The sequence below is a fragment of the Nonomuraea sp. NPDC049714 genome, from assembly GCF_044465295.1.
GTDB lineage: Bacteria > Actinomycetota > Actinomycetes > Streptosporangiales > Streptosporangiaceae > Nonomuraea.
This window is the reverse complement of record NZ_JBITLM010000003.1, coordinates 173,801-198,996: the sequence shown is the minus strand read 5'-3', so window position 1 is coordinate 198,996 and position 25,196 is coordinate 173,801. Positions and strand designations below refer to the sequence as shown.

Below are 25,196 nucleotides of genomic sequence, written 5' to 3'. Positions count from 1 at the left end.
TGACATGACCGCGACCCCGTGGTGGCGGGACGCGGTGATCTATCAGGTCTATATCCAGTCCTTCGCCGACGGTAACGCCGACGGAATCGGCGACATCGCCGGGCTGCGCAGCCGGGTCGGCTACCTGTCGGCGCTCGGGATCGACGCCATCTGGATCACCCCGTGGTATCGCTCGCCGCTGCACGACGCCGGATACGACGTTGCGGACTATCGCGCCATCCACCCCCGCTACGGGACCTTGAGCGAGGCGCGGGAGCTGATCCGTGAGTGCCACGCCGCGGGCCTCCGGGTCATCCTCGACATCGTCCCGAACCACACGTCCTCGGCGCACCCGTCGTTCGTCGAGGCGCTGCGTGCATCGCCTGGATCACCTGCGCGGTCCTGGTATCACTTCCGCACCGGGCGCGACGGAGGGGACAGTCCACCCAACGACTGGCTGAGCGTGTTCGGCGGGTCCGCGTGGACCCGCGTCCAGGACGAGGGCGAGTGGTACCTCCACCTGTTCGACGCCTCCCAGCCGGATCTCAATTGGGACAACCAGGAAGTGCGCGCGGAGTTCGAGGACATCCTGCGATTCTGGTTCGACCTCGGCGTCGACGGGTTCCGGATCGACGTGGCCACCGCCCTCATGAAGGCGCCCGGGCTGCCGGACCTGGGGTATCCGGACGGCGCGTTCCTGGCGGACCTCACCCGCCCGAACCACCCGCACCGCGACCGCGACGAGGTCCACGAGATCTACCGCAGCTGGCGCAAGCTGGCCGACTCCTACGACCCGCCACGCATGTTCGTCGCCGAAGCGTGGGTCGACGACGCGGACCGGTTGTCGCGCTACGTCCGGCCCGACGAGCTGAACACCACGTTGAACCTGTTCTATCTGAAGTCCGCGTGGTCCGCTGCGAGCATGCGCACGGCCATCGACTCCTCGATCGCGGCCACGGCCTCGGTGGGCGCACCCACCACCTGGTCCCTGTCCAACCACGACGTCGAACGGGTCGTCACGCGATACGGCCGGGCCGACACCCGGCGTATCCCGGGCGTGTCCGGGCCGGAGCTGGGTCCGGTCGACGAGCGGCTCGGCCGGCGCCGGGCTCGTGCGGCGGCACTGCTGACGCTCGCGCTCCCCGGCAGCCCGTACATCTACCAGGGCGACGAGCTCGGGCTGGCGGACGCCCAGATTCCCCCGGCCGCTCGGCAGGACCCGATCTGGATCCGGTCCGGGGGCCGGCGGTGGGGGCGTGACGGCACCCGGGTGCCGCTGCCCTGGACCACCGACGGCGGCTCGTACGGGTTCGGCGACGACGGCGCGTGGCTCCCTCAGCCCGCAGGATGGGGGAGTCACGCGGTAGAGGCCCAGGACGGCGACGACACCTCGTTCCTGGAGCTGTACCGTCAGGCCCTCCACCTGCGACGCACGCATCCGGCATTGGGCGGCACGAACGCTGTGACCTGGCACGACGCGCCGCGTGACGACGTGCTGCTGTTCACCCGTTCACCCGGCTTCGGCTGCCTCGTCAACTTCGGACCGGTCCCGGCGCCGATCCCACTCCACGGTCAGGTGCTGCTGGCCAGCGACGGCGCCGACTTCGACGGCCTGCTCGCTCCCTTCGGCGCGGTCTGGCTGGATCTCGATCACGCTACGACCCGCACACCTCACGAGGAACCGGGGGAGCGATGAGTGACCAGTCGCCGACACGCATCCAGCCGAACATCGTCCTGGTGGTCATGGACGATCTCGGCTACGGAGACCTCGGGTGCACGGGGAACACGATCCTGCGCACGCCGCGCATCGACTCCATCGCCGCCGACGGGATCACCCTGCGCCACATGTACGCGGCCTCGGCGATATGCACCCCGTCGCGCGCGGCGCTGTTGACCGGACGGTATCCACAACGGGTCGGGCTGCCACGGGTGCTGTCCCCCCGTGACGGCACCGGCCTGTCGTCCTGGGAGCACACCCTGCCGGAGATGCTCAGGGACGCCGGATACCGGACGGCGATGTTCGGCAAGTGGCATCTCGGCTGCCGGCCGGAGCACTACCCGACCCGGCACGGTTTCGACGAGTACGCCGGGCTTCTCTACAGCAACGACATGCATCCGGTCGAGCTGTTCGAGGGGGAGGAGATCTCTACCACCGACGTCGACCAGGCCACGCTCACCGGTGCATACACCGATCAGGCCATCGACTTCATCGAGCGGCACGTCGACCAGCCGTTCTTCGTCTATCTCGCGCACACCATGCCGCACATTCCGCTCCACGTAGAGGAGCAGTTCCGCGGCCGGTCGGCCGGCGGCAGGTACGGCGACGTCGTCGAGAGCTTGGACCACCACATCGGACGGCTGCTCGGCAGGCTCGACGACCTGGGCTTGGCCGACGACACCCTGGTCATGGTGACCAGCGACAACGGGCCGTGGTTCGAGGGCAGCACCGGCGGGCTCCGCGGCACCAAGTTGCACACGTACGAGGGCGGGATCCGCGTCCCCTTCGTCGCCCGATGGCCGGGGCGGATCCCTGCCGGCGCGGCGTCCGACGAGCCGGTGTGCCTGTTCGATTTGCTGCCGACGTTGGCCGCCCTGGCCGGCGGCACGGTGCCCCGGGACCGGCCGATCGACGGCGTGGACGTCTCTGAGGTCCTCGCCGGCCGATCGATCCCGGGACCGCGGCCGTTGTTCTTCTTCCACTGGTGGACGCTCAACGCCGTCCGATCGGGCCCGTGGAAACTCCACCTCGACCGCTTCCCGCGCGACCCGAACCGGGCACACGGCATGGAGTTGCCTCAGCTGTTCAACCTGGAGATCGACCCTGCTGAGACGTACGACCTGAAGGACGGCCATCCGGACGTCCTGGAGCACCTCACCGGCCTGGCGAAGGACTTCGCGGACGAGATCGCCGCCCAACGTCCGGCCGCCGAAGCCCGCGCGGCAGGCCGGGCGACAGCGTAGGGAGAACCGCCGGAAGCTGCGGATGGGTCTTCACGGTGTGGTGAGTCAGGGCAGGATCTCGACGTACCCGTCGGTTCCGTGCACGCGGATCCGCTGCCCGTCCCGGATCAGCCGGGTGGCCTTCTCCACACCCACGACGGCCGGCAAGCCGCACTCCCGCGCGATCACCGCGCCATGGGTCATCAGGCCGCCCACCTCCGTCACCAGGCCGGTGATCGCGACGAACAGGGGCGACCAGCTGGGATCGGTGTAGGCCGTGACCAGGATGTCCCCCGCCTCGAGATCGGCCTGGGCCATGTCCGTGATGACGCGGGCCCGCCCTTCGACGGTCCCGGCGGAAACCGGCAAACCGACCAGGGCACCGGCCGGCACGTCGTCGCGCCGGTACGCGCCGGCGACGGCCTCGCCGTCGGAGGTGAGCACCCGGGGCGGCGTGAGCGCGTGGTAGGACCGGAACGCGGCCTTGCGCTGCTGGATGAGCCGGTCATCCACTCGGTGCGAGCGCACGACGTCGTGGAGCTCCTGGAACGTGAGGTAGAAGACGTCCTCCTCCTCGGGCAGCACGCCGGCCCGCACGAGGCGCTCGGCCTCCTCCAGCACGGCCTGCTTGTAGACGAAGTAGCGGCTGATGATGGCGTACTTCGGATACTCCCGGTAGCCGATGAAGGTCCGGACCCGGTCGATCATCCGCTTGGCCTCGTCGGCTTTCCGCTCCCCGTCCGGCAGGGCCCGCAGGCGTGACAGCACGTCCCGTTCCTTCTCCGCCGCCGCCTGCCGACCTTGCTCGAAGCGCCGTTCGGCGGCGCCCGGCTCGAAGAGCTTCACGTTGTCGAGGATCACGGGCACGAGCGTGCTGGGGCGCTCGCTCCACCGCGGCCTCGTGATGTCGATCTCGCCGACGCAGCGCATGCCGTACCGGTCCAGGTAGGCGTTGATGGCGTCGCGCGCTTCGGTCCCGCCCGCGAGCTTCGGCAACTCCTCCAGGAAGCCCTCGTCCTCGACGTTCCGCAGGAACGCCACCACCTCCGGATGCGGCCGGATCACGTCCGCGACGTCGAGCAGCGCCAGCCCCATCTCCGACGTGACGTTGTCCGGGGCGGACAGCGTGAGCGTGTCGGCCGCGTTCTTCTCGCCCAGCCACTCCTGCAGCTTGTCGTTGAGCCACCAGGTGGCCTCCATCCCCGCCATGATCGCCTGGAGGTTCAGCGGATCCTTGAGGACTCGCTTCTGCTCCTCGAAGGCCTCCAGCAGGAAGTCGAACAGCGCCGGTCCGGTCTTCGTCCGGATCTCGCGCCGCAGGGCGGCGACGGACGCCTCGCTGCGCTCGATCAGCCCGGTGACGATGGCCGGATCCGTCTCGATCGGGGCGGGCGCGCCGCCGGCCGGTGAGCCGCCGGGACCTCCGTCCGGGAGCGACGGGACGAAGCCGTCGCGGTCGAGGACGGTCTCCAGCGCGTCCCTGATCAGCGGATCGGACCTCCCCGCCATCTCCAGGAGGCCGGCGCGGCTCGCGGGCGACGCCAGGTTCCGGGTGACATCGACGAACAGCCTCCCGCCGGCCTCGTGCATCGCCACCATGGCCGTCAGCTGCCAGAAGGAGAGCCCCAGGGGCTTCATGGGGTCGGTCATCATCTGCTGATGACCGACGGAGACGTAGACGTGATCGTCCTGGTCGCCGGTCGCGGGGATGGGGAACAGCGTGGTGATCGGCCGGCTCTGAACGATCTGGAAGTCATCATCGACCAGGCACCATTCGATGTCCTGCGGGCGGCCGAAGTGCGCTTCGATCCGCCGCCCGAGCCGCACGAGCCGCACGGCCTGCGCGTCCGTCAACGCCGGCTGCTCCTGGCGCCGCGGGTCGATCGTCACTTCCCGCGTGCCGCCACCCGGCAGCGGGTGGATGGCACGCTTCTTGGCGGCGACCGCCTTGGCGACGATCTCGCCGTCTCGCACCCGGAACACGTCCGGGTTCACCAGACCGGAGACCAGGGCCTCGCCGAGGCCGAAGCCGGCGTCCACGGTGGCGACCTTCCGGTTGCCCGTGACGGGGTCGGCCGTGAACAGGACGCCGGCCGCCTGTGGGAGGACCATCCGCTGCACGACCACGGCCATGTGGACCTTCCGGTGGTCGAAGCCGTTGCGCAGGCGGTAGGTCACGGCCCGCTCGGTGAACAGCGAGGCCCAGCACCGGCTGACGTGGCGGAGGATCGCCGCCGGCCCCACGACGTTCAGGTACGTGTCCTGCTGGCCCGCGAAGGAGGCCGTCGGCAGGTCCTCCGCCGTCGCGCTCGATCGGACGGCGTAGGCACCCTGCTCGCCGAGCTGGGCGAGAGCGCGGGTGATCGCCGCCGCGAGATCGCCCGGGACGGCGATCTCTTCGATGGTCCGGCGGATCTCCGCGCTGAGCGTGCGGATCGCCTCCCGGTCGTCCGGGTTCAGACGCGACAGCTGATCGAGCCGATCGCCGATCGACGGCGCAGCCGCCAGGATCCGCCGGAAGGCGTCCGTCGTCACGCAGAAGCCGGCCGGCACCTGGACACCTTCGATCCGCGACAGCCCGCCCAGGTTCGCGCCCTTGCCGCCCACTACCGCGACCCGCGTCTCGTCGACCTCTCGCAGACCCAGTACGTACCGCTCGATCATCGGGACACCTCCGAGGTAGCCATGCTCCGTCGCGACCGCGCCGCCAGTGCCATCACCGGCTCGACGCCACCACGTCCCCCACACACGCCGTCGTGCCCCCTTCCGCAGGTTGCGGTCTCGGCGGACGATTCTGCGGTACGACCCGGGTCTTGCCGCAAGCCCCCCGCTGCGCTATACGTTGGGAGAGGCGGGAGAAGGTTCTTCGCTGTCCGCCCGCGAGGAGTGGGCGCCTTACCGGAGCCGGACAGCGCCGCCGTGCCGCTCGCGTTCGAGGCATCGGTCAGGCCGGGGTACGGCTGACCAGGACGCGGGCGAGCACGATGGTGACGCCGCCGGCCAGCACGGCCGACAGCAGGCCGGCGCGCAGGCTGGCGAGGTCGGCGATGAACCCGACCAGGAGCGGGGACAACAGGAAGCCGCCGCGCAGCAGCCAGCTGACGATGGTCAGGCCGGTGCCGGAGGGCAGGCCGGGCAGTTCGTCGGCGGTGTGCATGGCCGCCGGGACGAGGGTGGCGAAGCCGAGCCCGGCCAGGGCGAAGCCGGCCAGCGCGGCCGGGACGGACGGCAGGGCCAGGGCGGCGCCCATGCCGGCGGCGGCCAGCACGCCTCCGGCGCGGGCCACCGTACGTTGTCCGAAACGGTTCACGACGCGGTCGCCGGACAGGCGGCCGATGGTCATGGCGGTCTGGAAGGCGACGACGGCCAAGCCGGCGGTGGCGGCGTCGGCGTGCAGCCCGGTGAGGTAGAGGGCGCCCCAGGACGCGCCGGCGTCCTCGACCAGCGCGCCACATGCGGCCAGCACGCCGAGTGCGGCGAGCATCCGCACGGCAGCGCCGGTGAACCAGCGCCGGCCCGGCCGGGTGGGCGGAGCAGCGGGATGACCGTCGGCGAGGTTCTGTGCTTCGGCGGCGCGTTCGGCGTCTTCCGGGCCCGGCAGCAGAAACCGGTAGGCGACGATGGCGACGATGCTGAACAACGTCGCGGAGATGCCGAGATGGACGGCCAGGGGCAGGTGGAGCCCGGCGGCGGCCGAGCCCATCAGGCCGCCCAGCACGGCGCCGATGCTCCACAAGCCGTGCAGCGAGTTGAGGATGGAGCGCCGGTAGAGCCGTTGCACGCGCAGGCCGTGGGCGTTCTGCGCGACGTCGACGACGGCGTCGAGCGCGCCCACGACGAACAGCGCACCGCCGAGGGCGATCCAGCTCGGCGTGAACGGGATGGCCAGCGTGGCGACAGTGGTGACGACGATCCCGAACGCCGCCACGCGGGCAGAGCCGAAGCGGCGGATGAACAGGCCTGCCAGCAGCCCTGCCAGCAGCGCGCCGATCGAGTAGCCGGCCACGGCGGCGCCGAAGACAGCGTTGCTCACGCCGAGGTCGGCCTTGATCTGCGGGTAGCGCGGGACGACGTTGAAGAACACGGCGCCGTTGGTGAGGAACAGGGCCGCGACGGCGGCGCGGGCCCGGCGGGTGGGCCCAGTGGGAGGCCCGTTGGAAGGCACAGTGGGAGGCCCAGTGGGAGGCATGGCGACAGCGGACATCGGCTTTCCGATCACGGTGACAGAGCTGCGTGCGAGGGGCAGGAAGGAGTTTCAGCGAAGCAAGCGGTGGATGGCGTGGCGGATCTGCTCGGGCGTCATCGGGTCGGTCGACAGGGCGCTGTGCAGCACGAGACCTTCGATGAGCGCGTCCAGCTCCCGGGCGGTGGTGGCGTCGAAGTGACGCTCCAGCGCCTGGCGGCTGCGTGCCATCCAGGCCTGGGTGACGGCCCGCAGGGCCGGGTTGCGCGCGGCCGCCACGTACAGCTCGACGGACAGGACGAGATCGTCCTGCGAGCCGAGCAGGTCGTCGGCCACCAGCGTGATGACGGCCTCGATCGCCGCTTTCCGGTCGGGCGCGGCGGCGAGCCGTTCGTCGAAGACCCGGGCCACCGCCTCGGCGTGCCGGGTGAACGCCTCGGCCAGCACCTCCTCCAGCGAGCTGAAGTGGTAGGTCATCGAGCCCAGTGGCACGTCGGCGACGCGGGCGATCTCCCGGTGCGTCGTGGCGGCCACGCCACGCTCGACGATCACGGCCAGCGCGGCGTCGATCAGCCGGTCCCGCCGTCCCGGGTCGTGCCGGCGCGGCCGCCGCGGTGCGGGTGACCCAGGGCTGCTCATGCCGGCTCGATGCCCGGCTCGATGCCCGGCCCGATCGTGCGGACCACCCGGGCGGGGTTGCCCACCGCCACTACGTTGGCCGGCAGATCGCGGGTGACCACGCCGCCCGCGCCGACCACGGTGTTGTCCCCGATCGTGACCCCGCCCAGGACGATTGCCCCGCTGCCCAGCCAGACGTTGTCGCCGACGGTGATCGGCTCGGCCGCCTCCCACTTGGCCCGGCGCAGCTCGGGATCGACCGGATGGGTCGGCGTCAGCAGTTGCACGTTGGTGCCGATCTGCACGTCGTCGCCGACGGTGATCGGCGCGACGTCGAGGGCGACCAGGCCGTAGTTGGCGAAGGAACGGGCACCGATCCGAAGATGGCGGCCGTAGTCCACCCGCAGCGGCGGCCGGATCTCGGTGTCCTCCCCGATCGCGCCCAGCAGCTCGGTGAGGAGCCGGCGGCGTTCGATCGGATCGCGGGCCGACGACGCGTTGAACGCCTCCATCAGCTCCGCTGCGCCCAGCATGAGCTCGGCCAGCTCGGGGTCGTCGGCGAGGTACAGGTCGCCGGCGAGCATCCGGTCACGCATGGAGCGGCCATCCGCCTCAGACATCATGCGTACAAGTGTACATATGGTGGGTATCGGCGGGCTCGACACCGCAGCCTCACCGGGCCTTGTCCGAAGACGAGCCGCCGGCCTGAACACCGTGGGCACCCGCGACGTCCCCGACCGGTGCGGGGAGGGACGGGCTCAGGAAACGAAGGATGGGACGGTCCGTGGCAGAGGTGGCGATCTCGGTCCGTACACGGTAGACGCGCTCCACCGTCTTCTCGGTGAGGACCTGCGCGGGAGGGCCCGCGGCGACGAGCCGCCCTTCGTGCAGCAGCAGGAGGTGGTCGCAGTACTGCGCGGCGAGGTTGAGATCGTGCAGGGCGGTGACGACGGTGACGGGAGTCGTGGCGAGCAGGTCCAGCAGGGCGAGCTGGTGGGCGATGTCGAGGTGGTTGGTGGGCTCGTCCAACAGCAGTTCGGTGGGTTCCTGGGCGAGAGCGCGGGCGATGTTCACCCGCTGGCGCTCACCACCGGAGAGGGTGGACCAGCGGCGGCGTTCCAGAGCGGCGACGCCGCACTGCCGCAGGGCGCGGCGGGCGTGCGACAGATCATCCGCGCCGGCGGAGGCCGCCAGACGGCGGTGGTGCGGGACGCGTCCGAGCAGGGCCACGTCGAGCACGGTCATCTCCACGTCGGTGCTCACCTCCTGCGCGGCCACCGCGAGGCGGCGGGCGACGTCCCGGCGCGGCAGGTGGTTCAGGTCGTGACCGTCCAGCAGGACCGTGCCGCCGTGCGGTCGTAACAGCCCGGCGAGCAGCCGCAAGAAGGTGGACTTGCCGGAGCCGTTCGGGCCGAGCAGGCCCGTGAGTCCGCCAGGAGGGATCTCGACCGTGACGCCGTCCACGATCGGCCTGCCCTGAGCCGTCCAGCTGACGTCGTGGGCGTGGAAGGTCATCGAGTACCTCCGAGGAATCCCCCGCCTTCAGGCGGGGGAGGAATCGGACCTTTGCGGAGCTGGACAGGGGCAGGCGATTCGCCGCCAGGCGGACCGCCATATAGAACACCTGAGCGATTCTCAGCTGATCGTGCGGTAGAATGTGAGGCGTGGCGCAGATGGTGAAGCGGGCCTACAAGTACCGCTTCTACCCGACCCCCGAGCAGGCCGAAGAGCTTGCCCGGACGTTCGGCTGCGTCCGGCTCGTCTACAACAAGGCGTTGGAGGAACGCACCCGTGCCTACACGCTGGAAGGGCGTCGCGTCTCCTACGTGGAGTCCTCTGCGCGCCTGACAGAGTGGAAGCGCGGCGGCGAGTACGACTTCCTGTCGGAGGTGTCGTCGGTTCCGTTGCAGCAGGCGCTTCGCCATCTGCAGACGGCGTTCGCGAACTTCTTCGCCAAGCGGGCCAGGTCCCCGACGTTCAAGTCCCGCAAGAAGTCGCGACTGTCGGCCGAATACACCCGCTCGGCGTTCCGCTGGCGGGAGGGCCGACTCACCTTGGCGAAGATGGACGCCCCTTTGGCGATCGTGTGGTCGCGTCCGCTGCCCGAGGGCGCGGCGCCGTCCACGGTGACCGTCTCCCGCGATGCGGCGGGGCGCTGGTTCATCTCGCTGCTGGTCGAGGAGAAGATCAGCCCTCTCCCCCTTGCCAGGCGGAACGTGGGTGTGGACGCGGGCATCACCGCACTGGCGACGCTCTCGACCGGTGAGAAGATCGTCAACCCGGAGCATGAGCGGGCCGACCGGCGCAAGCTGGCCAAGGCTCAGCGGATGCTCGCCCGCAAGGCCAGGGGCGGCAACAACCGAGCCAAGGCCCGGCTCAAGGCGGCCAAGGTGTACGCCCGGATTGCCGACCGCAGGCGCGACCACCTGCACAAGGTCACGACACGGCTTGTTCGCGAGAACCAAGTGATCGCCGTGGAAGACCTGACCGTCCGTAACATGGTGAAGAACCACTCGCTGGCCCGCGCCATCTCTGATGCGTCCTGGCGTGAGTTGCGGTCGATGCTGGAGTATAAGGCTGCCTGGTACGGGCGGGCCGTGGTCGCAGTGGACCGCTGGTTCCCCTCCTCCAAGCTGTGCTCGGCGTGCGGTGCCTTGCAAGAGAAGATGTCGTTGAACATCCGGGAGTGGGAGTGCGCCTGCGGCGCGGTCCATGACCGGGATGTGAACGCGGCCAAGAATGTGCTCGCCGCAGGGCTTGCGGAGAGCTGAAACGCCTGTGGAGCTGGTGTAAGGCCTCAACGAGAGTCCTCTCGGGCGGGCAACCGGCGGTGAAGCAGGAACCCTCACGGGTGACCGTGGGAATCCCCCTCGTTTACGAGGGGGAGGATGTCAAGCCGGTGTCTCCTTTCGCCGCCGCATGATGAGCGCGAAGGCGGGCACGCCGATCAGTGCCGTCAGCACGCCGACGGGGATCTCGCGGGGGGCGAAGGCGGTGCGGGCGATGGTGTCGGCGGCGAGCAGGAACACACCGCCGTACAGGGCGCAGGCCGGAAGCAGCGCATGGTGCCGCCCGCCGGTGAGGGCGCGTACGGCATGCGGGACGATCAGGCCGACGAAGCCGATGGCGCCGCTCGCCGCGACCAGCACCGCCGTGGTGAGCGCGGTGACCGTGAAGAGGATCGCCTCCGTCCTGGCCGGGGCGATGCCCAGCGACGCGGCGGCCTCCCTGCCGAAGGCGAACGCGTCCAGCGCGGAGGACGCCAGCCAGCATACGAGCAGCCCCGCCGTCGCGACGGCGGCGCACAGCGCCACGCTCGTCCAGCTCGCCGAGGCCAGTGAGCCCAGGAGCCAGAAGGTGATCCCACGGGTGCTCTGCGCGTCCGCCGCCCAGATCACGACCAGGCTGGTCAGGGCGCTGAACAGCTGCGAGACCACGACCCCGGCCAGCACGACCCGGACCGCGCTGCCGAACCCCCGGCCGATCATGGCCAGGACGCAGCAGAAGGCGAGCATGCTCCCGCCGAAGGCGCCCGTCGTCAGTGCCGTGACACCGGTGCCGAGCCCGAGGACGAGCACGGCCACGGCCCCGGTCGAGGCACCGGAGGAGATCCCCAGCAGGTACGGATCGGCCAGCGGGTTACGGGTCAGCGCCTGCAGGACGGCCCCGCACACCGAGAGGCCGGCTCCCACCAGCACGGCCAGCAGGACCCGGGGCAGGCGCAGCTCCCAGATGATGCCGTCGTCCAGCGGCGCGAGCGGCTCCACCGGCAGACCGGCATGGGCCGCGACCGTTCGGAGCACGTCGGTGGGAGACAGGCCGGCCGCCCCCACCACGGAGGCGGCCGCGATCGACAGCACCAGGAGCAGCAGGCCCCCGGCGATCATGAGAACGGTGCGGGGCCGTGGCGGAGTCCGTTCCGTCATCGCCTGGCGAAGACGACGTAGTCGTCGAGGTACTGCCAGACGGTCCCCACCTCGGCGAAGCCGGCGGTACGCAGGACGGCGAGGTGGAAGGCCAGCGGGGCCAGCGGCTGGGGCGGGCGGTCGGCGAAGCGCCGTTCGCGCTCGGCCAGCCGGTCGGCAAGGTCGGGCTGTCGCGCGACCAGGGTCCACCATTCGTCCCAGGTGCCGGCGCCGGCGGCGAAGGCCGCCTGCTGCACGTGCTCGTCGTGGCGAACCGACATCTCGGCGAGGGTCGGGTGCTCGGGCCCGAAGCGGAGGTGATCGGCGTTGAGCAGGACCGCGCCCGGCGGAAGGATCGCGGCCAGCTCGGTGTAGACGCCGAGCAACTGCTGGGGGGAGAGCCAGTGCAGCGCGGTCGAGGTCAGGACGGCGTCGAAGTGCCACTCGGTGAAGCGCCGGCTCCATCCGGGTTCGGCCAGGTCGGCGTCGACCACCGTGGCGCGTTCGCCGTACTCGCCGAGCACGGTCTCGGCGAGCTGGGCCAGCACGGGGTCGTAGTCGGTGGCGACGACACGGGAGCCGGGCAGGCGGGTCAGCACCCGGTCCGCGATCGAGCCCGGCCCGCAGGCCAGGTCCAGCACGGTCGGCTCGGCGGGGGAGTGCAGGCGGAGGACGTCCAGCATCGCCTCGAAGCGGTTCTCGCGGTGGGCGACGTAGGCGCTCTGCTGCTCCTCCCAGTGGGCCAGCAGGTCGCGGGGGGACAGGGAGGTCAAGGGGGAGGTCAAGGGGGAGGTCAAGGGGATGTCTCCAAGAGGTGGTGCTTGCGCGAGGTTCAGTCGTACAGGCGGGTAAGGCCCTTCCCGACCTGCTCGACGGCGGTGACGCTGCGGATGGACGGGTCCATGGAGGAGCCGGGGACGACGACGAAGCGGTCGTTCTTGACCGCTGTGAGCTTGGCGGCGACGGGGTCTTCGCGCAGGAAGCGCTTCTTGGCCTCGGCGCTGTCGCCGTCGCCGCCGCGGGTGAGGTCGGCGAGCACGATCACGTCGGGGTCGCGGGTGGCGATCTCCTCCCAGTTGCCCTCCGGCCATTGCTGCTTGACGTCGGCGAAGGCGTTGCGTGCTCCCAGCAGTTTGGTGATGGTGCCGGGCAGGCCGGTGTCTCCGGCGATGGCGGGGATCTTGGTGCCGGAGTAGTACCACATGACGTCGGCGTCGAGGTCCTGCGGCACCGAACGCTCGGCCTCCTCCAGTCGCCGCCTCAGGTCGGTGACCACCGTTCGTCCCCGCTCCGGCACCCCGAAGACCGTGGCGATGTCGTCGATCTCCTTGAAGATCGCCTCGAACTCGGCCGTCGCGGGGATGAGCGCCCGATCTTCGCAGTCGTTGGACGACAGATACGCGGGAACGCGCAGCTTGGCGAGGTCCTGCCGGGATCCGGCGGCCTCGGGCGCGAAGGCCGAGGCTCGCATGGAGTAGATGAAGTCGGGCTTCTTGGCCAGGAGCGCCTCGCGGCCCGGGTACTGGGCCGAGAGCACGGGCACCTGGGAGTAGGGCTCCTTCAGTTCGGGCAGCACAGGGTCGGTCTGGTAGGCGGTGCCGGCCATGCGGTCGGCCAGCCCCAGGACCAGCATGATCTCCGCGGCGTTCTGCTCCATGGCGATCGCCCGCTCCGGTGGGGCGGCGATCCGCAGCGGAATCCCGCAACTCGTCAGCCGGGCTTCCTGAGGTGCGGCGGCGGTGGTCTCCGCCGTACCGCTCCCGCATGCGGTGACCAAGGTCAGCAGACCGGCAACCACGCCCAACCGAATGGAAATGGTTTTCATGTCCGCAGACCCTAGCATCGCCGGGAACGCGGCTGCCAGGCGGCCCGTCTTCGACGCAGCTGCGACCAGAAGCGGTGGTCCCGGGGCGGATCGGTGTTCACCCGGGCGGAGCCGCCTCCCGCCGGCTGGATTCGCGGAATGTCCTTGACGCGAGGAAGGTTGAAGAGCACATGAAGAAGATCGGTTTTCTGAGCTTCGGGCATTGGTCGTCGTCGCCGTACTCGAAGGCACGCAGCGCGTCCGACACCTTGCTGCAGTCGATCGAGCTGGCGGTGGCCGCCGAGGAGCTCGGTGCCGACGGCGCCTACTTCCGCGTCCACCACTTCGCCCAGCAGCTCGCGAGCCCGTTCCCGCTGCTGGCGGCCGTCGGCGCGCGGACGAGCCGGATCGAGATCGGCACGGGCGTCATCGACATGCGGTACGAGAATCCCCTCTACATGGCCGAGGACGCCGGCGCGGCCGACCTCATCGCGGGTGGGCGGCTTCAGCTCGGCATCAGCCGCGGATCACCCGAGCAGGTGATCGACGGCTGGCGCTACTTCGGCCACGAGCCGGCCGAGGGTGAGACCGACGCTGACCTGGCGCGCGGGCACGCGGAGACCTTCCTCAAGGTGCTGGAGGGCGAGGGGTTCGCTGAGCCGAACCCGCGGCCGATGTTCCCCAACCCGCCGGGGCTGCTGCGCCTCGAACCGCACTCGGAGGGTCTGCGGCAGCGGATCTGGTGGGGTTCCAGCTCGAACGCCACCGCGAAGTGGGCCGCCGGCCTGGGCATGCACCTGATGAGCTCGACCCTCAAGAACGACGAGAACGGCAAGCCGTTCCACGTGCAGCAGGCCGAGCAGATCGCGGCCTACCGGGAGGCGTGGAAGGAGGCCGGTCACGAGGGCGAACCGCGGGTGTCGGTGAGCCGCTCGATCATGCCGATCGTCAACGAGACGGACCGCGCGTACTTCGGTCACGAGCGCGTCAGCTCCGACCAGGTCGGCTTCATCGACGCCACCACCAGAGCCATCTTCGGGCGCACCTACGCCGCCGAGCCCGACGTGCTCGTCAAGGAGCTGGCCACCGACGAGGCGATCGCCGCGGCCGACACGCTCCTGCTGACGGTGCCCAGCCAGCTCGGCGTGGACTACAACGCGCACCTGCTCTCATCGATCCTGACCCACGTCGCCCCCGCACTCGGCTGGCGCTGAGGGCGGCCGTCATTCTTTGTGACGAGCCACTTTTCGGAAGTGGCGGCCAGGATGTCCGTATATGTACGTCGCGATGGGAGATCGGCCAGGCCTGTCGATAGGCGGCATGGGCTTGCGATACCCCGGCATGGTTTACGACGCCGTCTCGCACATGAGCACGTTCGACGGTTGGACGTCCAGGTGACACGTGATCCGCTCACGCGTCAGACGTGTTTCGGCGCCTGTCGGTCAGCCGCGTGGTCGCCTTCCGCACGTGAAGCCGGCGGCTCTTCCGGGATGCCGAGGCGGGCACGGTGCTGGTAGGCAAGGTGGTCGCGGAGCCTGACGTGGCGGAACTGGTACACCGCACCGGACTGCCGCAGTACGCCCCGGTCGTGGGCGTCGTCGAGGAAGAGCTTCGGCCGCCACGGCAGCCGGCCGGTGAGCGGGAGCCACAGGCGTGCGAAGAGCAGCCAGCCTCCCCACGCCGAGAGGAAGAGCCGGGTCAGTGCGGCGAAGGATCCGTACAGAAAGCCGTAGAGGAAGCCCTGCCTGAGGAACGATTCCCAGTTGCCGTACTGGCCGCCGTACTGGCCGCCCACCAGGATGAAGTTCACCAGAAAGACCGTGAGTCCGACCAGGCCGACGCGGAAAAGCGTCACCCCACGGTCTGTGGACAGTAAGTCCCAGGTATTCACCGCGGAATTCCCGTCGTTCGGCCCGCTGAACATGTACACGACCGCGTTCACGAACGCGTACGAGATTCCGACCAGCAAGCCGAGGATGAGACCGGCCGCCACATAGGTGAGCGCGCCCGTGGGGGGAAGCCAGGTGACCGGGAACGGTGCGAAGGCCTGCACGAAAACTTCGGCGGAATGGTGCGAGAATTCGTACGCGAAGCCGTAGGCGAACCACGAGGCGAGCGAGAATACGAGACCGGCCGTAAGCCCGATGACGAGTTCGGCGCCGATGTCGCGCGAAGCTCGCGACGGCGCGGGGACGGGCTGTCGGAAGGGACGCAGGCGCAGCCGTTCGGGGTTGCGGCCAGTGCCTCGGCGCCGAGTCCTCGTCTCGTTCACGAGTCCGGCGGCGAGGCCTGCGACGAGGCCGGTTACCGTCTCCAGCAGTCCTTGACGGAACTGGGACCCCAGCAGTTCTTGACGAAACCGGAGCCCGTCGGCCACCGTCCAGAACAGGTGATCGGCGATGAAGTAGCCCAGTACGCCCACGATCCCACCCACCAGCGCGGCCGCCAGGCCGGTGACGAGGACGCGAGTCCGGCGGTGGAGGGTGACGTCGAGTCGCCACCAGGTGAGGTCTTGGGTGTTGAGCCGAGCGAGGTGGTCGGCGAGGTGGCCGAGCCAGCGCCGGGCCTGGTGGTCCGTCCAGGTGGTCTTTCCACTGCCGGACGGGACTGTGCGGCGTGGGTCGTAGAGGGCGGTGAGGTAAGCGCTGAAAAGATGTTCTTCGAGCGCGTTCTGGGTGGGGAACCTGCCGCCGTCGAGCAGGTGCGCGGGGTCGTGGTGCGGCGTGTCGTTGTAGATGGTCCGGGTGAGCATGACCAGCAGCGGGGTGCTCAGGGCCGCGGCGAGATTCCGGCTGGTGACGTCGTCGGGACGGGTGCGCAGGTGCGAGAAGACCGACTCCCACTGGGCGGTGCGGGTCTTACTGCTGACGGACCGCAGGTAGCGCTGGGCCTCGTCGAGGGAGAGGTCTTCGAGCTCGATGGCGGCGGCTCTGCTGAGCGCCCTGGTGGCGCTGACCGTGGCGGCGTATTCGTCGGGCCGGGTGGTGAGGATCAGCGGCCCGTCGAAGCGGCTGAGCTCGCTGATGGCCGCACCGCGGTGATGCCGCTGGATCTCGTCGAAGCCGTCCAGCACCGGCAGGATCCGCCCGGCCCCCAGCAGCACCCGGGCCAGCGCGGTCCCGGTGGCGTCGACGCTCTCCAGGAAGGCGTAGTCGCCGATGAGCCGGTCGGCCAGCCAGTCGTGCAGGCCGGTGCGGCTGGGATCCCAGCCGCCGAGGCTGAACAACACCGGCACGCGGAGCAGATCCCCGGGGTGGTTGAAACACTCCAGGATCAGCCGGTGGGCGAGTACGGTCTTCCCCGCTCCGGCCCGGCCCATGATGACCAGACGGCCGGTGGGCACGCTCTGGTAGACGCTGTGAATGCTGGGGAGATTTCCGGCCAGCGGCGAAGGCCCGTCAGCGCTATCAGCGCTATCAGCGCTGTCGGCCGCGGAGGCGCGGATGTTCTCCCGGTGATCGACCACGTCATCGGAGGCGGCCCTCCATCTCACCTGCAGTGGCCACGGATCGCCGATACGCCAGTTGCGTTCCTCCCGCTGGCTGATCTCCTGCACGCGCAGGGCGAGCACGCGGGCGGTGGAATCGATCCGTAAATCCGTGTCGGTCACGTCCGGACGTGGTGGCGACTGCGTCGCTCGGACCTGGAGGAACAAGGCTGTCGCGGCGAAGAGCGCCGAAGCTATGCCCGCGACCTGGTCACCCGTGTCCGTGCCACCGTCGAAGAAGGCCAGGCCCACCCATATCAGGAGAGCAATGATTGCAGCGATAAGGAGCAGAAACGCCCAGCGGCCTGCGGTATTGCGCCGGCGGCCCACGGCACCACCCATCCGATCAGCCTATTGACTCGCATTCATCCAGGCAGGCGTCTGTCAAGTCGAGTTTACCGTAGGCATGATCCGAATGCGTTTGCATTTCCGCCGTCGTAAGCTGATCACCGGCGCAGTTCGGATACCCGAATTGTTTTCGATCGCACGCCGGTGGATTTTCGGGCTTACCAGGTTCAGACGCTGCGCAGGACAGAGACCACGATGCCCAGCACCACGGCGCTGTCGCCGTCGATGATGTCGTAGAGGGGATTGCGCGGTTCGAGATGGACGTGCCCGTCGCGCCGGCGGTACACCTTGACGGTGGCCTCACCGTCGATCATCGCGGCGACGATCTGGCCGGAGTGCGCTTCGGGCTGCTGCCGTACGACGACGATGTCGCCGTCGCAGATGGCGGCGTCGATCATTGAATCGCCCCGCACGCGGAGGCCGAACACGTTGCCCCGCCCGGTGAGGTCGCGAGGGAGCGTCAGCGTGCCGTCCATGTGTTCGTCGGCCGGGATGGGACTGCCTGCGGCGATGTCTCCGACCACGGGCACGGTCACCAGGTCGTCGGCCGGTTCGGGGGCCGGGGCTCGCAGGAACGGGCGCACGTCGATCGGCCGGGTCATCGCCGTGCCCCGATGGAGGAGCCCCTTCTCCTCCAGGCTCCTCAGGTGTTTCGAGACCGACGAGGACGACCGCAGCCCGACCGCGCGGCCGATCTCGCGTGTGCTCGGGGGGTGTCCATACTTGACCACCCAGTCGCGGATCGTGACCAGGATCCGCTGCTGGCGCTGCGGCAGGGACGAGTAGTCCAGGTGATCGAACGTCTCATGATCGTCGTAGATGGTCACCTGCGCAATGCTAAAGGCCGGCACCCTGTCCCCGCCTTCGGGACAGCTCACCGTGCTCGTCCTGCGAATCGGCGCCGATACCAAAGCGTTGTGTGCGAAGCTGTGATGTTCACCGTGGTGTTGCCGGGCGGCCGGAGAGCATTCAGCGTTGCTCGATGAACTCCCACCATGCCTTCCCACGTGCTGTCACGCACCCGCGCCCGCGCACCCTTAGCCATCGTGCTCGGCGTAGTTCTTGCCCTCGGAGCGGGTCTTCCCGCGGCCCAGGCGGCAGCAGCCCCGCTGCCCGGGATCGATGGCGGCGGCACGCCCCGCGACCCCTACCAGATCGACTCGGCCGACGACCTGCGCACCGTCGCCGGCGCGATCAACACCGACCCCGGCGCCTACGGCGGCGCCGCCTACCGGCTGACGGCCGACGTCGACTTCGGCGGAAGCACGTTCGGCGGCATCAACACCTTCACGGGCACGTTCGAGGGCGCGGGTCACACGATCAGCGACCTCCAGCTCGTGCGGGAGGCGTCGGCGGGCGGCGAGGCCGACCGCCTGGGCCTGGTTCGTCGTCTGAACGGCGGCACGGTCCGCAACCTCACCCTCGACGGTGTGCGGGCCGACGCCGGGACGAGCACCAGCGGCTGGATCGGCGCCGTCGCCGTCGTGGCCACCAACGCCACCCTGACGGGCAACTCCGTGAAGAACGCCGCGCTCACGGCGAACAGCGCCGAGAAGGTCGGCGGCATCGTCGCCGAGCTGCGCAACGGGACCATCGAGGACAGCCTCGTGACCGGCTCCCTGAGCGCGAACAAGATGCCCGCCGGCATCGCCGCCTACGTCAATCAGAACTCCCAGGTCCGGCACAACCTGGTGGCGGCCGATCTGACGCTGGCCGCCCCGGGCGGGGACGGTGGCACGCGCGGCATCGACGCGGGGCTCATCGCCGGCTACCCGGGCACACCCAACGGCTCCACCTTCGCCGGCAACGTCGCGCTGTCCGGCTCGATCGCCTATGCGGGCAAGGTCGACGGCTTCGCCGGCCGCATCCTCGGATACACCGGCTACGACGGCTGGACGGCCGAGAACAACCTGGCCAACGCCGCCATCACCATCAGCGGAAACCCGGTCACCGGTCCGGGCACCAAGAACCAGCACGGCACGGACGCCACGGCCGAGCAGCTCGCCCAGCGAGCGACGTACGAGGGCCTGGGCTGGGACTTCACCAACGCCTGGCGCTGGGACGACGCGCTGAGCCACCCGGTGCCGCAGTACACCTCGACGCTGTTCGGCAGCGGCGCCGCGCAGCAGCCCTACGAGCTCGCCTCCGCCGAGGACCTGGAGCTGCTCACCGCTCAGCTCAACGCCGGCAACGCGCGGTACACCGGCGACAAGCACTTCGTCCTGACCGCCGACCTCGACTTCGCCGGGCGCGAGCCGTTCGGCGGCATCAACCGCTTCGAGGGCGTGCTGGACGGCGCCGGGCACACGGTCAGCGGCCTGGTCTACGCCCCGCAGCAGAGTGCCGGCGGCGAGGCCGACCGGCTCGGCCTGGTGCGGCAGCTCAATGGCGGCACCATCCGCGGCCTCACCCTGGCGAACGTCAAGGCCGACGGCGGCACCCGCGGCGGGTTGGTGGCCGGCCTCGCCGTCGTCGCCACCGACGCGACCCTGACGGGCAACACCGTGCTCGACGCCGACCTGACGGCCACCAGCGCCGAGAAGGTGGCGGGCCTGGTCGCCGAGTTGCGCGGCGGCTCCGTCACCGACAACTGGGTGCGCGGCACGATCAGGGCGCACAAGATGCCGGCGGGTCTCGTGTCCTACACGAACAACGGCGCGACGGTCCGTAACAACCTCGTCGACGCGGACCTCACCGTGGCGGCCGACGGCGGCGCGGGCGGTACCCGCGGCATCGACGCCGCCTACGTCGTGGCATACCCGGGCAACCCGAGCTCGGGCAGCTCGTTCACCGGCAACGTCGCGCTGCCCGGCTCGATCGACTACACGGGCAAGACCGACGGTTTCGTCGGCCGCGTCGTCGGCTACACGGGGTACGACGGCTGGACCGCGCAGGACAACCTCGCGAGCAGCGAGATCACCATCGGCGGGCAGACCGTCACCGGTCCGGGCACCAAGAACCAGCACGGAACCGACTCGGCGGCTGACGCGCTCGCACGTCAGGACACCTACACCGCCCGCGGCTGGGACTTCGCCGAGAAGTGGAGCTGGGACGGCAAGCTCGGCCATCCCGTGCCGAAGTACGTCTCCTCGGACGAGGCGCCGAACCGGATCACCACCACCTTCTACGGCGACCCGGGCACTCAGCGCGCCTTCACCTGGTATTCGACGCTGGACACGGGCAGCGCCGCCGCCGTGCTGAGCACGGACCGCGAGTTCCCCGAGGGCTCGGCCACGGTGACGGTCGGGGCGCAGCGTGAGGAGAGCGAGGACGGAGAGATCTTCTACCGCGCCATCGCCCGCGACCTGCGGCCCGGCACCGCCTACTACTACCGCGTGGGCGACGCGGCCGGGCAGGTGTGGAGCGCCACCGGCACGTTCGTCACGGCGGACGGCGGGGACGAGGACTTCACGTTCGTCGACCTGACCGACACGCAGTCGCAGAACCTGGCCGAGGCGCAGCTCTCGGCGCAGACCATCGCCAAGGCGCTCAAGCACGTGCCGGACGCGGAGTTCGTCATGCACAACGGCGACGTCGTCGAGGACGGCGGCCGGGAGCAGGACTGGGTGGATCTGATCGACTCCGCCCGCCCGAGCCTGCTGAGCACCACGCTCGCGGTGGCGTCGGGCAACCACGACGCGGCGACGAACGCGTTCGCCGACCACTTCACGCTGGAGGGCCCGCAGGACCAGGACCGGTCCAGGGGCGTGTACTACTCGTACACGTACAACCGGGCGCACTTCATGGTGCTCAACACCAACGAGGGCGGGGCCGAGGGGATCTCCCAGAAGCAGATCGACTGGCTCCGGGCCGACGCCGAGGCCGCGCGCGCCGCCGGTGCCCAGTGGCTCATCCTGTCCATGCACAAGGGCACCTACACGACGGCGACCCACCTGGACGACCAGGACGTCATGGCGATGCGCCGCACCCTCGTGCCGGTGATCGACGAGCTGGACATCGACCTGGTGCTGCAGGGCCACGACCACGTGATGAGCCGGTCCAAGGTGCTGGCCGCCGACCCCGACGGGGTCGAGGGCGCTCGCGTCGTCAAGACCACCAAGATCACCGAGGTTCGCAACGGGAAGCGCGTCGAGTACGCGGTGGATCCCGAGGGCACCATCTACTTCCTGCCGAACACCGCCGGTGCGAAGCACTACACGCAGGCCACCAACCCGCAGGGCGTGGACCTGGAGCCCTACCTGCGGTTGTTCGACCGCACCGGCGAGCAGGCCGGCGAGAACTTCACGGCGGTGAACGTCACGGCCGGCCGCCTCACGGTGAACGTCTACGACATCCGCGACCGCGGCGTGCCACGCCTCTTCGAGGGCTTCGGCGTCGACCGCGCGATCTCCCCGGTCGCCGCCCAGGTCGACAAGCTGCCGGCCGTCGACGACGTCACGCTGAAGGACGCCGAGGCGGTGGCCGCGGTGCGCGACGCCGTCGACGGCCTCACCGAGGCGCAGCGCGGTGCCCTGACCGGGCTGTCACGCCTGGAGGCCGCCGAGCGGCGGCTGCGCGAGCTGGGCGGCCTGGTGTCCAAGGACGGCAAGACCGTGGCCTGGGCCGACCCCGGCGCGACCGCCCGCCAGGTGGTCACCGTCCGCAACGACACCGCGTCGGACTTCACGGGCACGCCGGTACAGCTGCGCATCCCGTCGGCGCCCGGCGTCGAGCGGGACAAACTGTCCTTCTTCGCCGCCGACGGCGCACCTCTGCCGTTCGAGGTGGAGACCTGGCAGCCGGGCAGCACCTCGACGGTGTGGGTCCGGCTGCCGAGCCTGCCCGCCAGGTCGGCGCGGCAGGTGTGGGCCTACTTCGGCGGCGGGGCCCCCGGCAACGACCCCACGGCCGTGTGGGGCGAGGCGTACTCCCTGGTCGAGCACTTCGGCAGCGGCACCGCGAGCGGCGAGCGCCGCACCGACTCCACGGGCCGGCAGGCCGGCCTCGTGCTGGGCAAGGACCTGGCCACCGGCGCCTCGGAGCGGGGCACCGGCCAGGCACGGTTCGAAGGTTCGCGCCTGCAGTATCCGGGCGACGTCGGCGGCGGTCACGACCGCATAGCGATCAGCGGCGTGTACTCGCTCACCGAGGAGGACCTGGCCGCACTGGGCTCGGCAGCCCCCGTGGTCGCGAAGGAGAGCGCGACCGGTGACGGGCAGCTCACCTTCTGGCAGGGCGTGCGGTCTGCCGAGCGGCAGGTCGGCACGCTCCTGGCGGGCAACAGCTTCGAGTTCGGGAACGTCGACCTGAGCCACCGGTTCGGCTTCCCGGCCGACGGCAAGCCGCACCTGGTCACCCAGACCTACGACGGCATGACGTACTCGGTGTTCGTCGACGGCCGCGAGGTGCACAGCCAGATGGTCGAGTACCGCAGCACGTACTCGGACCCGGCCGTGCAGACGACGATCGGCGACTACTACACGAACGACGGCACCCTCCGGTCGCCGTTCCGTGGCCTGGTCGACGAGGTGCAGATCGCGGGCGTGCCGTTCACCCCCGACTTCGAGGCCTTCCGGTACGCGAACCTGTTCGGCGACGCCGTGAGCTTCGGCGCGCGGGTCGAGCGTGCGGACGAGCGCCTGACGCTGGTGGTCGGCACCCCGCGGGCGAACAGCTCGCTGGAGGCAGGTCTGGTCGAGGTGACCGGTACGGTCAGCCGGCGCGCGGTGCTCACCGCGGAGGTGGCCGGCAAGCGGGTGCTCACCCAGCAGGTCGACGCCGGGCCGTTCACGGTCACCGTGCCCGTGAACGAGATCGGCGAGCAGACGCTCACGGTGGACGCCGCCGCCGTCGGCCGGCCGGGCGGGACCGGTAAGGCCGGTAAGGCCGCTTCCGATCAGGCCGGTTCCCGTGGGCCCGGTTCCGGTGGGCCGCGTGATGTGGCCGAGCCGGTCGAGGTGCCGGTCACGGTCAAGGACACCGTGGCGCCCGCCGCGCCGAAGGTGAGCGACGACGCGTCGGCGGCCTCCGGGCAGAAGCCGAGCGTCACGCTGAGCGCGACGCCGCAGACCAAGGACCGCGAGCGGGTCGAGGCCACGTTCTACGCGGGCCCGACCATCCCGCTCGACGACTCGAACGTCGTGGTGCGCAGCGGGACCACCCCGGACCGGGTGCCCGACGCGCTGACGCCCGCCAGCGGCACCGTCAGCGAGCAGCGGCTGCCGACGACGGTGGGCACGAACGAGAACCCGTTCCAGGTGTACGAGATCTCGCTGACCGGCGAGCAGGCCGAGCAGAAGGAGTTCCATCTGACCTGGACGGGCTCGGGGGACGAGCGCACCGTCTCGGCCCACGTGTACGACCACACGGCCCGCCGCTGGATCCTGAAGGACTCCGGGGCGGACCCGTCCGGCGCCGCGGTCGAGCTGGACGTGACCGCCCGCGCCGAGGAGAACGTCGTGGCCGGCGGGAAGCTGCACCTGCTGGTCTGGCGCGGCCTGACCGTGCTGCCGGGGCAGAAGGGCGACGACATCCAGTCGCCGCCCGCCGCCGACCGGTACGACTGGGCGTTCGACCACGTGCCGGACTCCCAGCTCTACGCGCAGGCGACGCCCGACCTCATGACGCACCAGTTCGAGTACGTCGCCGACGTCGCGGCAGCGCGCAAGACCAAGCTGGTGCTGCAGTCGGGTGACTGGGTCAACCGCGAGTACCTGTCGCAGGAGTACCAGTGGGTGAACGCCGAGCCGTCGGCGCGAGCGCTGGAGGAGGCGGACCTGCCGTACATGATCTCGTGGGGCAACCACGACTACTCTGACGCGCGCAACGGCCGGGTCATGCTGCCGAAGTACTTCCCGATGGAGCGGTTCGAGAAGAGTCTCGAAGGCAGCCCCTGGCGGTTCGGCGGCAGCGACAACATCGACAACTACTACTACACGGCCGAGATCGACGGGGCGAAGCTCCTGCTGCTCACCGTCGGCTTCTTCTCCGCGGACAACGCCGGCGACGCCGGACTGGCCTGGGCCAAGGGGGTCATCGAGGCCCACCCCGACCACGCGGTGATCCTCGCCCCCCACAACTCGGTTAACCAGGGCGTCAACGGCTGGTCGAACGACAACGTCACCAGGGCGCTGGTCGATCCGTACCCGAACGTCAAGCTGGTGCTCGGCGGCCACATCGCCGGTACCGGCGTCGCCTCGCGGCAGACGGCGGGCGGCAACCGTGCCTACGGCGTCCTGACCGACTACCAGTCGCGTGTCTACGGCGGGCAGGAGTACCTCAAGCACATCAGCGTCGACACGGAGAACGACCTGATGTACTTCAACACCTGGTCGCCCCTGCTGGGCAAGGCGACGTCCGACGGGAACTGGCATCACAAGGTCCCCGCAGGCGCGATCCCCGGCTTCCACGGCGCGGACACGGAGAACTTCGCTCTGGAGATCGACCTCGGCGGCAGCACGACGCGGACCCTCGCGGCCGAGTCGCTCACCGTCGCGGCCGGCGCGCGGCAGCAGGTCGGGGACGTGCGGTCGGCGGTCGGCGCCGAGCAGGTCTCGGTGGTGCTGGACGGCCTCAAGGGCGGCGGCTCCTACGAGTGGTACGCCGAGCTGCGCGACCCGGCGGGGCACGTGACCCGCAGCGCCGTCAGCACCTTCACCGTGGCCGAGGCGCCGGCGTTGCCCGCATGGAACGCCGGGACCGCGTACACCGCGGGCCACGAGGTGACCTACCGCGGCGCCGTCTGGCGGGCGTCGTGGTGGACCCGCGACCAGGAGCCGGGCTACGCGTTCGGGCCGTGGCAGGAGATCGCCACGACCGCCGACGGCACCGCAGTCTGGACGCCGAGCCGTATCGCCGAGGCCGGTGACGTGGTGGAGCACCGCGGGCAGCGGTACCAGGCCGCGTGGTGGACCCGCAACGAGGAGCCGGGCAAGCCGAACGGGCCGTGGCGCCTGCTGAGGTGAAAGCTCGGTGACCGGGGTGGCGCCGTGG

Annotated in this window: 14 protein-coding genes and 1 pseudogene; 5 read left to right on the top strand and 10 right to left on the bottom strand. The window is 70.2% G+C overall.

All coding sequences use genetic code 11. The annotated features are described in order from the left end of the window. Positions 1-4 precede the first annotated feature (4 nt). Both ACIBQX_RS14160 and ACIBQX_RS14155 read left to right on the top strand, forming a co-directional pair. On the top strand, positions 5-1,675 hold the full coding sequence (locus tag ACIBQX_RS14160; RefSeq protein WP_397004243.1) for a glycoside hydrolase family 13 protein: 1,671 nt from the start codon (positions 5-7) through the stop codon (positions 1,673-1,675). After that, positions 1,672-2,940 (top strand): sulfatase, encoded by a 1,269-nt coding sequence (locus tag ACIBQX_RS14155; protein WP_397004241.1) that lies wholly within the window; start codon positions 1,672-1,674, stop codon positions 2,938-2,940. The genes ACIBQX_RS14160 and ACIBQX_RS14155 overlap by 4 nt, the downstream gene beginning before the upstream one ends. A 45-nt stretch (positions 2,941-2,985) precedes the next feature. Here the strand turns inward: ACIBQX_RS14155 and rph are convergent, their stop codons facing one another. The 5 genes from rph to ACIBQX_RS14130 all read right to left on the bottom strand — a co-directional run bounded on the left by rph (position 2,986) and on the right by ACIBQX_RS14130 (position 9,235). After that, positions 2,986-5,583, bottom strand: a complete 2,598-nt coding sequence (gene rph, locus ACIBQX_RS14150; protein WP_397004239.1) for a rifamycin-inactivating phosphotransferase — start codon at positions 5,581-5,583, stop codon at positions 2,986-2,988. Positions 5,584-5,863: 280 nt separating this feature from the next. Beyond that, on the bottom strand, positions 5,864-7,084 hold the full coding sequence (locus tag ACIBQX_RS14145; protein ID WP_397004237.1) for an MFS transporter: 1,221 nt from the start codon (positions 7,082-7,084) through the stop codon (positions 5,864-5,866). 90 nt (positions 7,085-7,174) lie between these two features. Beyond that, a complete protein-coding gene (locus tag ACIBQX_RS14140; protein WP_397004235.1) occupies positions 7,175-7,741 on the bottom strand; it encodes a TetR/AcrR family transcriptional regulator in 567 nt (188 codons plus the stop codon). Beyond that, the gene (locus tag ACIBQX_RS14135) at positions 7,738-8,343 is read right to left on the bottom strand and encodes a sugar O-acetyltransferase (RefSeq protein WP_397004233.1); all 606 of its coding nucleotides are present in this window, start codon (positions 8,341-8,343) and stop codon (positions 7,738-7,740) included. Before ACIBQX_RS14135 ends, ACIBQX_RS14140 begins: the two co-directional genes overlap by 4 nt. Positions 8,344-8,392: 49 nt before the next feature. After that, positions 8,393-9,235: an ABC transporter ATP-binding protein gene (locus ACIBQX_RS14130; RefSeq protein ID WP_397004231.1), complete on the bottom strand. Its 843-nt coding sequence runs from the start codon at positions 9,233-9,235 to the stop codon at positions 8,393-8,395. Between the two features lie 149 nt (positions 9,236-9,384). Between ACIBQX_RS14130 and ACIBQX_RS14125 the strand changes: the two are divergent. Continuing rightward, positions 9,385-10,643: pseudogene (locus tag ACIBQX_RS14125) on the top strand (RNA-guided endonuclease InsQ/TnpB family protein). On the opposite strand, the gene ACIBQX_RS14120 reads toward ACIBQX_RS14125, so the two are convergent. Genes ACIBQX_RS14120 through ACIBQX_RS14110 form a run of 3 tightly spaced genes read right to left on the bottom strand, consistent with a single transcriptional unit; the run spans position 10,612 to position 13,450 of the window. Then, positions 10,612-11,646, bottom strand: a complete 1,035-nt coding sequence (locus ACIBQX_RS14120) for a FecCD family ABC transporter permease (protein ID WP_397004229.1) — start codon at positions 11,644-11,646, stop codon at positions 10,612-10,614. The pseudogene ACIBQX_RS14125 and the gene ACIBQX_RS14120 sit on opposite strands and share 32 nt — an antisense overlap. Next, positions 11,643-12,422: a class I SAM-dependent methyltransferase gene (locus ACIBQX_RS14115; protein ID WP_397004227.1), complete on the bottom strand. Its 780-nt coding sequence runs from the start codon at positions 12,420-12,422 to the stop codon at positions 11,643-11,645. The genes ACIBQX_RS14120 and ACIBQX_RS14115 overlap by 4 nt, the downstream gene beginning before the upstream one ends. A 35-nt stretch (positions 12,423-12,457) precedes the next feature. Beyond that, entirely contained in the window at positions 12,458-13,450 is a 993-nt protein-coding gene (locus ACIBQX_RS14110; protein WP_397004225.1) for an ABC transporter substrate-binding protein, read from the bottom strand. 170 nt (positions 13,451-13,620) lie between these two features. Here ACIBQX_RS14110 and ACIBQX_RS14105 point away from each other — a divergent pair, with 170 nt between their 5' ends. Continuing rightward, complete coding sequence (locus ACIBQX_RS14105) at positions 13,621-14,643, top strand: LLM class flavin-dependent oxidoreductase (protein WP_397004223.1); 1,023 nt, start codon at positions 13,621-13,623, stop codon at positions 14,641-14,643. 203 nt (positions 14,644-14,846) lie between these two features. Here the strand turns inward: ACIBQX_RS14105 and ACIBQX_RS14100 are convergent, their stop codons facing one another. Both ACIBQX_RS14100 and lexA read right to left on the bottom strand, forming a co-directional pair. After that, entirely contained in the window at positions 14,847-17,039 is a 2,193-nt protein-coding gene (locus ACIBQX_RS14100; protein WP_397004221.1) for an NACHT domain-containing protein, read from the bottom strand. A gap of 392 nt (positions 17,040-17,431) precedes the next feature. Further along, entirely contained in the window at positions 17,432-18,091 is a 660-nt protein-coding gene (gene lexA / locus ACIBQX_RS14095; RefSeq protein ID WP_397004219.1) for a transcriptional repressor LexA, read from the bottom strand. Positions 18,092-18,259: 168 nt separating this feature from the next. On the opposite strand from lexA, the gene ACIBQX_RS14090 reads away from it, so the two are divergent. Beyond that, positions 18,260-25,168, top strand: coding sequence for a DUF2341 domain-containing protein (locus tag ACIBQX_RS14090; RefSeq protein WP_397004217.1), 6,909 nt, complete (start codon positions 18,260-18,262; stop codon positions 25,166-25,168). The last annotated feature ends 28 nt before the right edge of the window (positions 25,169-25,196 follow it).

Coding starts and splice junctions, on each gene's coding strand:
- ACIBQX_RS14120 (WP_397004229.1), bottom strand. CDS start 11,646: ATGACGGAACGGACTCCGCCACGGCCCCGCACCGTTCTCATGATCGCC.
- ACIBQX_RS14140 (WP_397004235.1), bottom strand. CDS start 7,741: ATGAGCAGCCCTGGGTCACCCGCACCGCGGCGGCCGCGCCGGCACGAC.
- ACIBQX_RS14105 (WP_397004223.1), top strand. CDS start 13,621: ATGAAGAAGATCGGTTTTCTGAGCTTCGGGCATTGGTCGTCGTCGCCG.
- ACIBQX_RS14160 (WP_397004243.1), top strand. CDS start 5: ATGACCGCGACCCCGTGGTGGCGGGACGCGGTGATCTATCAGGTCTAT.
- ACIBQX_RS14155 (WP_397004241.1), top strand. CDS start 1,672: ATGAGTGACCAGTCGCCGACACGCATCCAGCCGAACATCGTCCTGGTG.
- ACIBQX_RS14135 (WP_397004233.1), bottom strand. CDS start 8,343: ATGATGTCTGAGGCGGATGGCCGCTCCATGCGTGACCGGATGCTCGCC.
- ACIBQX_RS14130 (WP_397004231.1), bottom strand. CDS start 9,235: ATGACCTTCCACGCCCACGACGTCAGCTGGACGGCTCAGGGCAGGCCG.
- rph (WP_397004239.1), bottom strand. CDS start 5,583: ATGATCGAGCGGTACGTACTGGGTCTGCGAGAGGTCGACGAGACGCGG.
- ACIBQX_RS14110 (WP_397004225.1), bottom strand. CDS start 13,450: ATGAAAACCATTTCCATTCGGTTGGGCGTGGTTGCCGGTCTGCTGACC.
- ACIBQX_RS14090 (WP_397004217.1), top strand. CDS start 18,260: ATGCCTTCCCACGTGCTGTCACGCACCCGCGCCCGCGCACCCTTAGCC.